Annotated in this window: 12 protein-coding genes and 1 pseudogene; 3 read left to right on the top strand and 10 right to left on the bottom strand. The window is 57.7% G+C overall.

Going from position 1 to position 12,540, the window contains the following annotated elements:
- Position 1 precedes the first annotated feature (1 nt).
- The 5 genes and pseudogenes from IE089_RS11160 to IE089_RS11140 form a co-directional block, all read right to left on the bottom strand.
- Complete coding sequence (locus IE089_RS11160; protein WP_189477893.1) at positions 2-565, bottom strand: UbiX family flavin prenyltransferase; 564 nt, start codon at positions 563-565, stop codon at positions 2-4.
- Between the two features lie 75 nt (positions 566-640).
- Positions 641-2,731, bottom strand: a pseudogene (locus IE089_RS11155) (TonB-dependent receptor).
- Between the two features lie 541 nt (positions 2,732-3,272).
- Positions 3,273-4,067 (bottom strand): YbaY family lipoprotein, encoded by a 795-nt coding sequence (locus tag IE089_RS11150; RefSeq protein ID WP_189477892.1) that lies wholly within the window; start codon positions 4,065-4,067, stop codon positions 3,273-3,275.
- Complete coding sequence (locus IE089_RS11145) at positions 4,064-4,471, bottom strand: nuclear transport factor 2 family protein (protein ID WP_189477891.1); 408 nt, start codon at positions 4,469-4,471, stop codon at positions 4,064-4,066. Before IE089_RS11145 ends, IE089_RS11150 begins: the two co-directional genes overlap by 4 nt.
- Before the next feature lie 350 nt (positions 4,472-4,821).
- Complete coding sequence (locus IE089_RS11140; protein WP_229802715.1) at positions 4,822-6,333, bottom strand: S10 family peptidase; 1,512 nt, start codon at positions 6,331-6,333, stop codon at positions 4,822-4,824.
- A 79-nt stretch (positions 6,334-6,412) separates the two neighbouring features.
- On the opposite strand from IE089_RS11140, the gene IE089_RS11135 reads away from it, so the two are divergent.
- Positions 6,413-7,456 (top strand): mechanosensitive ion channel domain-containing protein, encoded by a 1,044-nt coding sequence (locus IE089_RS11135; protein WP_189477890.1) that lies wholly within the window; start codon positions 6,413-6,415, stop codon positions 7,454-7,456.
- A 1-nt stretch (position 7,457) separates the two neighbouring features.
- Here IE089_RS11135 and IE089_RS11130 read toward each other — a convergent pair whose 3' ends face one another.
- Both IE089_RS11130 and IE089_RS11125 read right to left on the bottom strand, forming a co-directional pair.
- Positions 7,458-8,180, bottom strand: a complete 723-nt coding sequence (locus IE089_RS11130; RefSeq protein WP_189477889.1) for an O-methyltransferase — start codon at positions 8,178-8,180, stop codon at positions 7,458-7,460.
- Between the two features lie 49 nt (positions 8,181-8,229).
- Positions 8,230-8,577 carry a hypothetical protein gene (locus IE089_RS11125; protein WP_189477888.1) on the bottom strand — a complete coding sequence of 116 codons (348 nt, stop codon included), beginning with the start codon at positions 8,575-8,577 and terminating at the stop codon, positions 8,230-8,232.
- 186 nt (positions 8,578-8,763) lie between these two features.
- Here IE089_RS11125 and IE089_RS11120 point away from each other — a divergent pair, with 186 nt between their 5' ends.
- A complete protein-coding gene (locus tag IE089_RS11120; protein WP_189477887.1) occupies positions 8,764-10,224 on the top strand; it encodes a coniferyl aldehyde dehydrogenase in 1,461 nt (486 codons plus the stop codon).
- An 80-nt stretch (positions 10,225-10,304) separates the two neighbouring features.
- Here IE089_RS11120 and IE089_RS11115 read toward each other — a convergent pair whose 3' ends face one another.
- Together IE089_RS11115 and IE089_RS11110 are read right to left on the bottom strand one after the other, a co-directional pair.
- Complete coding sequence (locus tag IE089_RS11115; RefSeq protein ID WP_189477886.1) at positions 10,305-10,481, bottom strand: hypothetical protein; 177 nt, start codon at positions 10,479-10,481, stop codon at positions 10,305-10,307.
- A complete protein-coding gene (locus IE089_RS11110) occupies positions 10,478-11,413 on the bottom strand; it encodes a VOC family protein (RefSeq protein WP_189477885.1) in 936 nt (311 codons plus the stop codon). The genes IE089_RS11115 and IE089_RS11110 overlap by 4 nt, the downstream gene beginning before the upstream one ends.
- Before the next feature lie 115 nt (positions 11,414-11,528).
- Here IE089_RS11110 and IE089_RS11105 point away from each other — a divergent pair, with 115 nt between their 5' ends.
- The gene (locus IE089_RS11105; protein ID WP_189477884.1) at positions 11,529-11,792 is read left to right on the top strand and encodes a DUF3012 domain-containing protein; all 264 of its coding nucleotides are present in this window, start codon (positions 11,529-11,531) and stop codon (positions 11,790-11,792) included.
- Here the strand turns inward: IE089_RS11105 and IE089_RS11100 are convergent.
- On the bottom strand, positions 11,785-12,459 hold the full coding sequence (locus IE089_RS11100) for a VOC family protein (protein ID WP_189477883.1): 675 nt from the start codon (positions 12,457-12,459) through the stop codon (positions 11,785-11,787). The genes IE089_RS11105 and IE089_RS11100 overlap by 8 nt on opposite strands.
- Positions 12,460-12,540 lie beyond the last annotated feature (81 nt).

Here is a 12,540-nt window from a genome sequence, read left to right as displayed (position 1 = left end):
GTCAGTCACCCTGCCAGCGGCGTACCTCGTCAAACCCAAGACCGAACAGGTCGAGAGAGCGCGCAACCGTTTGCGTCACCATCTGGTCCAGGCTCTCAGGGTTGGCATAAAACGCAGGGACAGGCGGCGCGATAACCGCACCGATCTCCGACAACTGGGTCATCGTACGCAGATGTCCTGTGTGCAGTGGCGTTTCGCGCACCATTAATACCAGTCGCCGACGCTCCTTCAACACGACGTCAGCAGCGCGTGTCAGCAGGCTGGAAGTCACGCCGGTGGCAATCTCACTCATGGTTCGAATAGAGCACGGTGCAATCAGCATGCCCGCCGTCAAAAAGGACCCGCTGGCAATGCTGGCGCCCACATTGCGAATAGCGTGCACCTCGCTGGCCAGAGACTTGATGTCGGCAAGGTCCATATCTAACTCATGATGCAGGGTCAGCTCTGCCGATTTTGTGAGCACCAAATGCGTTTCCACGCCAGCTTCGCGCAGCAGTTCCAGTGCACGCACGCCGTATACAATGCCTGATGCACCACTGATACCAACGATAAGGGGTAGAGACATAAGTGCCCATCCACACAGTGAACGGGCACTCTAGCAGCACGCGGCAAAGAATTCACCGCGCGAGAATGGACACAATCAGAACTGCAAGCGCAGTCCCATTTCAACCGACAGGCCGGCTTCCGGCGCAACATCCCTGAGGAAAGAGGTGCTCAGGCGAATCTCTTCGTCAGTGATGTTATTCACTGCCAGGAACAACACCATTTCGCTGTCTGCAACGCCCAAACGGTAGTCCGCGCCAGCATCCCAGCGGGTATAGCCTTTCGTTTCTTCTTCGTTTTCACCGGCTCTGTCCTGGTCATCCGCATCCACGACGCGGGTCCAGATATCCAGGCGATCAGATACCCAGCTCAGACGGCCGCCGATACGCATGGGGGGCAGGCGCGGAACATCATCGCCGCTATCGAGCTCGCCGCGAATGTAGTCGGCCCAGACGCCGGCCAGCACCGTAACGCCGCCAATGCTACCCAGCGTAAACTCACTGTCGATTTCGAAGCCATAAAACTCAGCATCATCCTGTATCTACTGACGAACAGGTGTCTCGTCCACTTCGATACCGGTGTTGACCAGATTGATGTAATCGGAGAAGTCGTTGTAGAACGCAGTGACATCCACCCAATGACCGTCACCCAGCCAGCGCAGTGACAGGTCCGCGTTATTGGAAACCTCGGTATCCAGATCACCATCACCCAGCTCGATGGCACCAGTGGCCGCGTGTTCTACCCATTCATCGGGACCGAAGTTGCCCGCGTTGGAATACAGCTCTTCTACCGACGGCGCGCGTTCGCTACGGGACAGTGCAGCACCTAGCTGCCAGCCTTCGCTGACATCCCACAGCACAGCACCAGAGCCGCTAAGGGAGTTGAATGACTCACTGTCATCCAGTCCGCGGGAGGGCTCGCGCTCTACCCAGTCGTACCGCAAGCCAAACTCGTAAGTGAAGTCGCCGGCGTGGAAGTCTTCCACCAGGAAGAAGCCCAGTTCGGTAGAGTCTGTCTGGGGGATGTAGGCTTCTTCGCCCACAGCACTAAAATCATCAATGACAGCCTGCATGCCAAACACGCCGTGGAAGTTACCCATGGGTTTGTGCACCAGTTCAAGGCGGCCTTCCCAGGTGTCGCGCTCAAATTCAGTGCCCACCTCACCACTGCCTTCGATCTCGGCATGCTCGTAGTCGGTGTAAGTTAAAAAGCCGCGCGCCACTTCGAGGAATTCAAACGGGTTGTGCAGGTGGACAATGGCATCGTAGCGCGTCTGCTCGATGTCCAGGCTGATACCGCCCTCTTCTTCCTCTTCGTGATCGTGATCTTCACCCTCGTGCTCTTCGCCCTCGTGGTCCTCATCATGATCCTCGTCATGGTCTTCATCGCCATGTTCCTCTTCGTGCTCGTGGGCGCCGGCGGGGATACCGTACTCATTTTCCAGCCGATTAACGGCAAGGCCTACAAAGCCGCTATCGAAGTGGTATGCGCCGCCCAGTGTGAAGCTCTTAGCACGACCCCCAGTGTTGGCAATAAATCCATCGGTGTTCTCTTCTTCACCGTGCTCATCATGCTCTTCGCCTTCGTGTTCATCGTGATCTTCGTCATGATCCTCGTCGTGCTCGTCATGCTCACGGTTTGCCAGGCCAGGAATATCCAGATCGTTGTAATCGCGGTAAAGGAAGTCGGCGTGGAAGGCGAACTGGCCAGCGCTGCCCTCGACTCGTCCAACGACATTATCTAGGTCGGATGCGGTGTCATGACGATACTCAAGCGCGCCATCCAGTTCTTCAGGCAGGCTGGTAGGTACACGATTGTCCAGGACGTTCACAACACCACCGATTGCTCCGCCACCATAAAGCAAGGTGGATGGGCCACGTAGCACTTCAATAGAGTCTGCTAAGAGAGGCTCTACCGACACCGCATGATCTCCGCTCAGCCCCGCCACATCAGCACTGGAGGTGCCATTTTGCAGCACTACGACACGCGGGCCCTGCTGGCCCCGCACAACGGGCTGGCCCACGCCGGGCCCAAACGATGCGTTGGCAATACCGGGCGTATTGGCCAGCGTGTCGCCGATGGTTGCAGTCACGGCGCGGCGAAGCTCGTCGCCAGTGAGCACGGTCACAGGCAGCGCGGTCTCTGCGGTGGATTTATGCAGTGGTACGGTCACCAGGACGTGTTCCATGGTGTCGTCCTGCGCGATGGAATTTGCGGCAGCCACAGCCAACGCAAGCGGTATGATACGTTTCATTGTCGTCTCCTGAAGGTAAATTACGGGTGTTTAGTTCAGGAGAAACACGGTGGCCCCCGCGCCGACAGGGTGAAGTTCGAAGAAGAGGGAACGACGGACTGGGAGGCTCAGGGGGCTTCGGACCGGACGTGCCACTCAGGTACAGCACGAGCCAAAGTGACGGCCGGTGAGTCTCCATCAGGCTGACAGACCAAACACTCGACGGCGACACCGTCGCCGGCATGAGAATGCGTCGCCTCCGCCACAGGGCCAAATGCCACTAGCACGGTGACGACCAGGGCCACCATAGCGACCTGTAACTTCTGTCGTCTCTGTGGAACTGGCCTGAGCAAAGTGTGCTGCCCTTTTATCTATTTTTCTATTTCAATCGGCTGGGATCGTTTACGTCGGCGCATCCCCCTGCGCTAACCGATACCCACCGTTTTGCGGGCTGCAAGTATACTCACCGCGCACCAAAAATCACCCACGGTGTTTTCTACAGAGCGCGAAACCTGGCGACTGGTTGGTCACCGTTGAGTAGAACCAGCTCTTCACCCGCCAAACGAAAGGCATCCACGGACGACAACATCTGCAGGAAGGCACGTTCCAACTCAGCGCCCTCCGGGCAGGCCATCAAAGTTCCGGCCATGGGCAGAAACCGAAGAGCCGCACCCTGCTCGCTGCTACCCTCGCGCTCATAACCACCGGTGAAGCGGTTACAGCCAGAGAATCCGCTGGCGCGCTGCTCGTTAGCGTCGAAGCTAATATCTGGCGAGCGACCCTCCAGGCCCGCCAAGGTCTCAAAACCCTCCAACGAGACCAGCACCCATTCAACACCTTCCAGCGCTGCTACGGGGGGCGCTTGCTCCTGCGCTTGATGCGGCGCTCGCTGCTGCACCCCCTGCAGCATGACCGTCAACGGACCATCAGCGAAAGGATCGATGTAGTCGGTGTTGGTAAAGCGAACCTGGCCGTCCAGCTCAATTCTCGCCCTCAGGGCATACTGGGATGCGGCCTGCAGGGCGCTTGAATCAATCTCCAGTGCAAAGGGGTATGGCGGAGCGGTGCCGTTCAGCGCCTGGGTGGCGGACACAACCACCACGGCCGACGCATCAGACTGGGATATATCCTCCAACTGCACGGTCAGCTGAGCGCCTGGCGGAAGCAGAATTCGCTCCCGGTAAAGCACCTCTCCCTCTATTGTCCCAATCTCTGGCACGTTAGTTGTGGGCTGACCGCATGCGGTGAGAGACAACAAGATCAAGGCGAGCGCCGATGTGCGCCATGTCATGATCCGGCCTCCGCGGCCGACTCGCTGGTAAAGGACTCCAACATGGCCTTCATATGCGCATGGAGAGTATTCACCGCTTTTAGCGGCCGCACGATCACCTTGAACTCGGTAATCTGACCCTGATCGTTAAACGTCATCATGTCGATCCCGTTCACGAAAATACCGTCCATCTGGCACTCGAACTCCAACACCGCATGAGGCTCGTCCTGAATCTCTTTGACGTAGCGAAAACTGTCGTTAAACACATTCATGGCGGCAGCCAGGTAAAGCGTGGTGACGGCCTTACCCTCCTGCGGGGTATGCACAACCGGAGACAGGAATACGCAATCTTCAGCAATAATTTCGGACAGTCGCTTGGGGTCGCGCGAATCCATAATGTCGTGCCATAGGGCTAGGTTGATCATCGGTTTTCCTCAAATGCAGGGCATCCGCAGACTGCGGTTTGTGAGGAGTCTAGCAAGCCACTGACATAGCGCCAGCGTTAAAAATACGGCTTTCAGTGGTGCGCTAGCAGGAACTGATCGATGGCAGTCCGCGCCTGCGGTTCGTTCAGTGTGTGTGCATGGCTGCGCCCGGCTACTTCGGTGAACCGCAGGCCGGGTGATAAGGCCTACATTTTGCGCGCGCAACCCGGGGCAAGGATATCTGAGGCTTCCCCGCGCAGCAGTAGCATGGGCGTAGCTGCAATACCGGCAAACAGCGGCTAGAGCCAGAGATCGGGCGGGCTTGAAGCGCGTGTGCCGTAAGCCCAACGCTACTCGGCAATAAACTCCACGAGATCAACCCTGTACTGTTCCAGCGACGGCGGATGCAGGTACATCATGTGGCCAGCTTCGTAGTAGGTTGTGATGATGTTGTCGCGAATATGCTGCGGCACATCCATCTGATCGACAAAATAATCCGTTGCACCGTAAGGAGTTGCCAGATCGTAGTAGCCCTGCTGTACCAGCACGCGCATATGCGGGTTTTGTACCATGGCATAGGCCAAATCTACCGCAGTATTCGGCACAGGCGCTTTCCAGCTGCTGCCGGGAGCCTTATGGCTCTGATCCCACTTCGACCACAGGCCGCCTGAAGTGACGTATCGCCTGTCGGTTTTTACACCCAGTTCTTCGCGGTAGTAATCGTTGAACGTGGCAGTGAACGCGGGGCCCACCGCAGGGAAGAATGGGTCGTAGCTAAAGTTCTCGGCATTGTGGCGAATGCCATCACCCACAAACCGCGAATCAATGCGCCCTACTGTCTTGCGCTGGTCGCGAAGCAGTTCCTTGGCGAAGCGTGATTCGTCGATACGCAGATTGGCTCTGTCCCAATACTCTGCGCTGATGCCAGTGAATCGTTCCATACCCGCCAGCACCCCGGCTCGCTCATCTTCCGTGGCGCGCGCGCCCTTCAGCAAAGCAGGTGCGTACTGGTTGATGGCAAAGTCTTCGGCTGCGCGCAGAAATTCCTGCAGGTCATCGGGCCGATCATCGATAACCTTGTGATACCAGGCTGTTGCAGCGTAGGTGGTGAAAAAGTTGATGTAAGGCAGGTCCATTTTCCCGCCGGCATTACCCGCCACAAAGTCCATGTAGGGGGACACGAGTATCACGCCGTTCAGTGCCATGTTGTGCCGGGTCAACAATGTATAGGCAACGCCGCCGCTGCGGATACCGCCGTAACTTTCACCCAGTAGGTATTTGGGCGACTGCCAGCGCCCGTTATCGGTGACGTACCGGGCGATAAAGTTGGACACCGAGGTGATGTCGTTATCCACACCCCAGAAGTCTTCTCCCTTGGCATCGCCCACCGGGACTGAAAAGCCGGTACCCACCGGGTCGATCATGACCAGGTCGGTCTTATCGAGAATGCTGTACTCGTTGTCGACACGCTGAAAAGGGCCTTGGGTCGTGAAGTTGGTGTCATCAACCACCGTTCGCTGGGGGCCCAACACACCCATGTGCAACCACAGAGAGGCAGATCCAGGACCACCGTTGTAAGCAAACATGATGGGGCGGGTAGTGCGATCGCCGTCTTTCTTAACGTAAGCGGTGTATCCGAAATGCGCGACGGGCTGGCCTTGGTCATTCTTCATCACCAGGGTGCCGGCCGTCGCGGTATAGGCAATGGCCTTGCCGTCGATTTTGACCAGATGATCACTTTCAAAGTGCAGCGGCTCCGGCATGGGCGCCTCACCGGCTTTTTCGGCATGGTCGCTTGCCAGGGCAATGGTAGAGCTGGCACTGAACAGCAGCGCAGCCAGTGTTCTGAATCCTGTCTTCATGGGATGTCCTTGGAGTGTGTTCGGTACTATCGAAACTGCTATGCTGCGATTAAACCACAGCTGAGGTGCCCGTAGCGCCGTGAATACATTGCTCGCACTGTTTGACGCGCTCTGGCCAGCCACCAGCCTGCTGGTTATCGCCGCGCTTTTGATTGCCCTGGGTCGCTGGCTGGCCAAGCGCAAACCCGATGCCGGTTCCAACATGGGTTATCAGTTAGTGCAGTGGCTGATAATCGGCGTGGCTGTGGTAGCGGTCATTATTGTATTACCCCTGGGCAGCGACACCCGCGGACAGATTCTGTCATTGCTGGGTGTGGTGATTACCGCTGTGATCGCCCTGTCATCCACCACGTTTGTGGCCAACGCCATGGCAGGCATCATGCTGCAGGCCACAGAACCCTTTCGCCCGGGTGACTACCTGCGCGTTGGCGATGCGTTCGGGCGAGTGACACGCCGTTCACTGCTTCACACCCAAATACAAACTGAAACCAGCGACTTCACGACGCTGCCCAATCTGATGCTGGTCAACGGCCCCGTGACGGTGCTGCACCGGGAGGGCACCATCATTACTGCCAGCCTGTCGCTGGGCTACGACCTCGATTTTCGCGAGGCCGAGCCGCCCATGCTGGAGGCGGCCAAAGCGGCCGGGCTGGAGGACCCCTTCGTCCTGATCGAGGAATTGCTGGATCATGCGGTGAGCTATCGCGTGTGTGGCTTCCTGCCGGAAATGAAACATCCCATCAGCGCGCGCTCACTGCTGCGTAAAAAGCTGCTGTTATCGCTTCATGAAGCGGGCATCGAGATCGCCTCTCCCAGCCTGATGAACCAGAGGCAGCAGTCCACTGCGGATAAGCTCATTCCGGCCGCACGCCCACTAACGGCAGAACCTGTAAGCACCCCGCCTCCGGAGGCCAAGATTTTCGATAAGGCAGAGGAAGCGGCAAGCCTGGAAGAACTGAAGCTGCAACAGGAAGAACTGCGCCAGAGCCTAAAGCGGGAGCGGGTTCACCTGAAGACAGTTGCCGAGGATGAGCGGCCCCAGATCGAAGGGCGTATTGCCAGGTTGGAACAGCGCGAGCAATGGCTGGCAGGAGTCATCCAAAGCCGGCAGCAAAAGGACTGACTCAGGCGGAGTCCTTTACCACAGACACCTCAATGGCATCGTATATGGTGTCGCTGTACTCCATGTGCGCGTCGTAGTGGCTGTTCTGGTAGCGGCCACATTCGCGCACATGACTGAGGTAGCCCCCCGCGTCAAACATACCCACGTTGTCGGCCACAATAACGCTACCGACGACGGTTACACCGCTGTCCTCAATCACCTTAAGGTCGGGCAGGTACTGATCTTTCCAGTGGTCGATAAAAACCATCTGGTACGTTTTAGTTAGAGTCGGAATCAAGGCTGCCGCGGCGCCCTCGTGCACCGTGACTTTGTCTGTAAGTCCCGCGTATTCAATCAGCTCGCGGGCGACCGCCGCGTTGTCGGCATTGAGTTCCAGGGAGTCCACATGGCCGCCATCCTTGAGTTGGCTGGCCATCAAAATAGCGGAGTAACCACAATAGGTGCCCAGCTCGAGTACATTGCCCGCGCCAGAGGCCCGCAACTGATCAAGAAGGATGCGGCCTTTGACATCGCCCACGTTCATCAGAAATCGTTGATCGCGAGCGAAACGGTCCATGGCTGCTAGCAGCGCGCCGGGGTCGTTCGGTGTGACATTTTGACGGACGTATGAAAGTACTTGGCGGGCCCGAGAGGGCCTACGCAAGATCTTGTCGACCAGCGTGAGCATTCCCTCGCGGATACCAAAACCGATGATCGCCGATGAGGGTTTTATTATTCTTGCCATCGCCAGGCCCTCTTGGCCACACGGCGACATTACAGCCGCCGATACTCCATTATAAGTCGGTTTCGCGCCGAAAATCCCGCTCTATCTTCTGCTCCAACTCATAGCGGGAAACGCCCTGGCGCCGGGATGAATCCGACAGGCGCTGCTGGTAACGCTGCTTGCGGTAGTAGGCAACCAGTTTGGGGAACAGCTTTGGCTCCTCTTCGCCTGCAATCAGGGCTTCGATCAGGGCGATATCGATGCCCACACGGTAGGCAATACGGCTGGGTCGAATCTTATGTGCATGGTATTCCGCCACGATATGCACCTGCTTCTCGCGGCTGAAATGACACTCACGTGAGTAGCCATAGGGCGGGCTGGGCGTCCGCGGATCGTTTTCTGTGTTGTTGAGTTCCATGGGAGAGTTCTAGCAATTTCCCGAAATTTTTCCAATAGCTCGGGATGAATCACTGCGCCGATGCTTGTCAGTCTTACGACATGGCCAGATATAACCCTTACATTCGGTTAAATTCTGCGCAATGCACCCCTATACTGGCTTGCTACATGTGCAACAGCGATCAATAACAGTAACAGGAGCGAGCGTATGAACGCACCACAGCAAGTCGGTATGGAATCCGATGCCGAGATCAAGATGCAGGAAGCCCTGGCCGCCCAGAGGGAGAGCTACTTACAGGAGGGAGTAGTGACCGCGCAGACACGCATCGACCGCATCGACCGCGCCATCGACGTGCTCGTGCGCTACAGCGATCGGGTCAGCGATGCCCTGAATGAAGATTTCACCTGCCGGCCCCGCGAAGTCAATATGCTGACCGATGTCATCGGCTCTATCGGTGCCATGAAGCATGCCAAAAAACACCTGAAAGGCTGGATGAAGGCAGAGAAGCGCCCCACCGTCTTCCCTCTGAACCTGCTAGGGGGCCGCTCTCGCATTGAGTACCAACCCAAGGGCGTGGTTGGCATCGTAGCACCCTGGAACTTCCCGATTGCTATGGTGTTTCAGCCCATGGCAGGCATCCTGGCCGCGGGCAACCGCACCATGATCAAGCCTTCCGAGTTCACCCCCGCAACCTCCGCAGTGATCCAGGAAATGATCGCTGATGGCTTCGACCCCTCGGAAGCGACGGTCTTCCCGGGAGGTCCGGAAGTTGGGCAAGCCTTCTCCGGGCTTCCCTTTGACCACATGATTTTCACTGGCGCCACCGGCATCGCCCGCCACATCATGGCGGCCGCCTCGCGCAACCTGGTGCCGGTAACCCTGGAACTGGGTGGCAAGTCGCCCGTGATCATTTCTCGCAGCGCTGATATAGAAAAATCTGTGCAGCGCATCATGCTGGGCAAGACGATGAACGCCGGTCAGATCTGTCTGGCTCCGGATTACCTGCTGGTGCCCGAGGAAAAACTGAACGAAGTTATTGAGGCCGCGCAAAAGGCTGTCGGGGAGATGTACCCCACCCTGCTGGACAACGACCAGTACACCTCCGTGGTCAATGAACGCCACTACCAGCGGCTGAACGGCTACCTTGAGGAAGCCGAACAGCGCGGCCAAACCGTGATCCCGATTAACCCGGGCAACGAAGACTTTAGCGCCCAAAACGGTGGTTTCAAGATTCCGCCCACGCTGGTACCAGAGCCCGCGGAAGACCTGGCACTGATGGAAGAGGAGATGTTTGGTCCTATCCTGCCGATTCGCACCTATCGCGATTTCGAAGAGACGATCAGCTACATCAATGCCAAGCCGCGTCCGCTGGCAGCCTACTACTTTGGCGAGGACAAGGCCGAGGAAGAAGCCATGATTACCCGCACCACCTCCGGCGGTGTGTGTGTGAACGACGTCATCATGCACATCATGCAGGAAGACCTTCCCTTCGGTGGCATTGGCCCCAGCGGCATGGGCAATTACCACGGACTGGAGGGCTTCAAAACCTTCAGCCATGCAAAATCTGTGTATCGCCAAACCGGCGTCAATGTCGCCAAGTTGGGCGGCATGTTGCCGCCGTATAGCGACACGACCAGCAAAACCATAAAGGCGCAGTTGAAGCGATAAGCGCTAGAGGCAGACCAAAAAAGGGGGCAATGCCCCCTTTTTTATTGAGTAATTTTTAGGTGTCCGCTGGTTGGGCTGATTCAGCGAATGCGCCCACCCACTGAGATGCTGGTGTGCACACCCGAGCCCCAACCTCCGTAGCTGCCATAGCCCGACGATACGCCAATGCTGCCGTATACATGGGGGTCGCTGCAGCCACTCAAGGACAGCATCACTATAGCCAGCAAAACCCAGCGTAGTCGTTGCAGAACTCTCATGACTCACCTCCCTGTTGAACTGTTAGCTGGCTGACACGGCGCGGCTTGCCCTGTTCTGGCCATGTTTGCAGGGCAATTCCCGCGCCCGAGGGACCAGCGATCACCGCCAAAAAACCACCACCGGGACGCTGCGTAACCGGCACCAGGACCTCACCGCCCAGCGCAGGCACGCGACTCACCTTGTCACGTAGGGCAGCCTCGTCCGCAACCCGCAAATAGCTGATCCACACGGGTGGCACATCATCGGCGGGGCGCTGACGAATGCCCATGCGCGGAGAACCCTGACTACTCAACACGTGGTAATCCACCGGCGCGGACACACCCTGGGCCGTCAATTCCTCCATCTGAAAGCTGGCCAACTTTTGGTAAAACGCCACGGAGGCGTCGGCATCGCTGGACCACATCTCGTTCCAGAGGAACTCGCCATCGCCCACTCGGGTGGAGCGATCCGCCGGATCTTCGCCGTCGGTTTGCAGCAAAGCCAGAACCGCACCCTGTGGATCTGCAACAACGCTGATAATGCCTCTGTCGCCAAGGGATGTTGGCGGCGTAAAGACGGTTCCGCCCGCGTCTTCTACCGTCGACGCCGCACGCTCTGCGTCAGCGACCGACAAGGCAACCACCCACTGGGAGATGTCTGCGGTGGCGGGCAAGCGGTTCTGGTCTACCAGTCCGCCAATGACCCGGCCGCGGTGACGAATCAGGGCATAGTTGGCGCCCACGATGGCCAGATCATCAAACTCCCAGCCAAAGAGCTCGCCATAAAACTCGCGGGTCTGCTGGGGTGTGTCGGATATCAGGTCATGCCAAACAATTTTTCCCGGCAGTGCCTCGCCCTTGCCGGGCGGCGAAATGGCCGGGATATCAAACTGGGTGCTGGCACAGGCCGCCAGCCCGATAGCCATAGCAGTCACCAACCACAATGTTCGCATAGGTCACTCCGTATTGTGTGCAGCAGAAGCATAGCGCAATCGCCGGGCCGCGTATTTGCCAGTGCGAATAAGAGTGCCATACTCAGACGATTACAAAAATAACAGGGGCAAACCCATGCGAGTAATGATTGCCCTCTTAGCCGTACTAGCCCTCGGCGCTTGCAGTGTAGAGCCCGGCAGTGAGGCCTGGTGCGAGGAAATGAAAGAAAAGCCCATGACCGAGTTAACCCTCGACGACGGCAAAGTGTTCGCCAAGCACTGTGTGTTGGATTCCACCACCATTGGCTCCGAGGCATGGTGTGGCGAATTGGAAAAGAAAGACAAAGGCGACTGGAGCGCCAGTGAGGCGGCAGACTACGCCAAGCACTGCGTCACGTAGTGGAAGCCGCCGGCTGAATCAACAAGGTCGGCAATCCAAGGCAGTGGCTCTTTAGGGTCGCGACCCGGGTACCGGGTTTGCGACCGTCCCTGATTTCCGACAGTTCAACCCGCGCCGACTGTAAACGCGCAGCCGTTGCCTCTAAATCGGGACATTGCAGTGCAATGCCCCAGAAGCTGGGCTCCGCGGGGCCCTTTTCAGGGTTTGCAATCACCTCCAGCGTCATCTTGCCAGCGCGGAAGAACAGCATACGGCCGCCCCACTGGGGTACTTCCTTATCCAATGCCAGACGAATGCCCAGCGTGTCCCGGTATAGCGCTATGGCCGCATCAGCGTCGCGCACCTGAACCACCACATGATCCACCGCCAACTGGCTGACAGCATCTGAATCAGTGCGGAAAGCATCAAGTTCCGACGTCGCCATCACTGAGTGATGCCGCTGCGCAAAGGGCGGGAGCCTTTCCTGGGGCTTATCGGCCAACATTGCCAGAGAGGTGATCACGCTATCGCCGCCATCGCCCGCCACCAGGTCAATAGCTGTGTTTTGAAGGAGGAACAGATTACCCGCCTCGCCCACGGCCGGGGCACCCAGCAGAATTGCCAACTGCCTCGATGCTTCGGCGACATCCGGTGTAGAAATTCTTATAGATTCAAAAGCGCTGATCACGGCTAATCCCTCTTTTCCGCCGCGCAGTGTGCCAAAAGTTTTTGGCTATCGCACCGCCTAACCACTACACTCAAACGCAAA

Source organism: Parahalioglobus pacificus, assembly GCF_014652275.1.
GTDB lineage: Bacteria > Pseudomonadota > Gammaproteobacteria > Pseudomonadales > Halieaceae > Parahalioglobus > Parahalioglobus pacificus.
Note: the sequence above shows the minus strand (reverse complement) of the source record. Positions and strands in the feature narration are given on the sequence as shown.

What these genes read in the sequence shown, in the direction of transcription:
- IE089_RS11140 (WP_229802715.1), bottom strand. Translation starts at nt 6,333, where the DNA reads ATGAAGACAGGATTCAGAACACTGGCTGCGCTGCTGTTCAGTGCCAGC.
- IE089_RS11150 (WP_189477892.1), bottom strand. Translation starts at nt 4,067, where the DNA reads ATGACATGGCGCACATCGGCGCTCGCCTTGATCTTGTTGTCTCTCACC.
- IE089_RS11125 (WP_189477888.1), bottom strand. Translation starts at nt 8,577, where the DNA reads ATGGAACTCAACAACACAGAAAACGATCCGCGGACGCCCAGCCCGCCC.
- IE089_RS11115 (WP_189477886.1), bottom strand. Translation starts at nt 10,481, where the DNA reads ATGAGAGTTCTGCAACGACTACGCTGGGTTTTGCTGGCTATAGTGATG.
- IE089_RS11160 (WP_189477893.1), bottom strand. Translation starts at nt 565, where the DNA reads ATGTCTCTACCCCTTATCGTTGGTATCAGTGGTGCATCAGGCATTGTA.
- IE089_RS11120 (WP_189477887.1), top strand. Translation starts at nt 8,764, where the DNA reads ATGAACGCACCACAGCAAGTCGGTATGGAATCCGATGCCGAGATCAAG.
- IE089_RS11145 (WP_189477891.1), bottom strand. Translation starts at nt 4,471, where the DNA reads ATGATCAACCTAGCCCTATGGCACGACATTATGGATTCGCGCGACCCC.
- IE089_RS11110 (WP_189477885.1), bottom strand. Translation starts at nt 11,413, where the DNA reads ATGCGAACATTGTGGTTGGTGACTGCTATGGCTATCGGGCTGGCGGCC.
- IE089_RS11130 (WP_189477889.1), bottom strand. Translation starts at nt 8,180, where the DNA reads ATGGCAAGAATAATAAAACCCTCATCGGCGATCATCGGTTTTGGTATC.
- IE089_RS11105 (WP_189477884.1), top strand. Translation starts at nt 11,529, where the DNA reads ATGCGAGTAATGATTGCCCTCTTAGCCGTACTAGCCCTCGGCGCTTGC.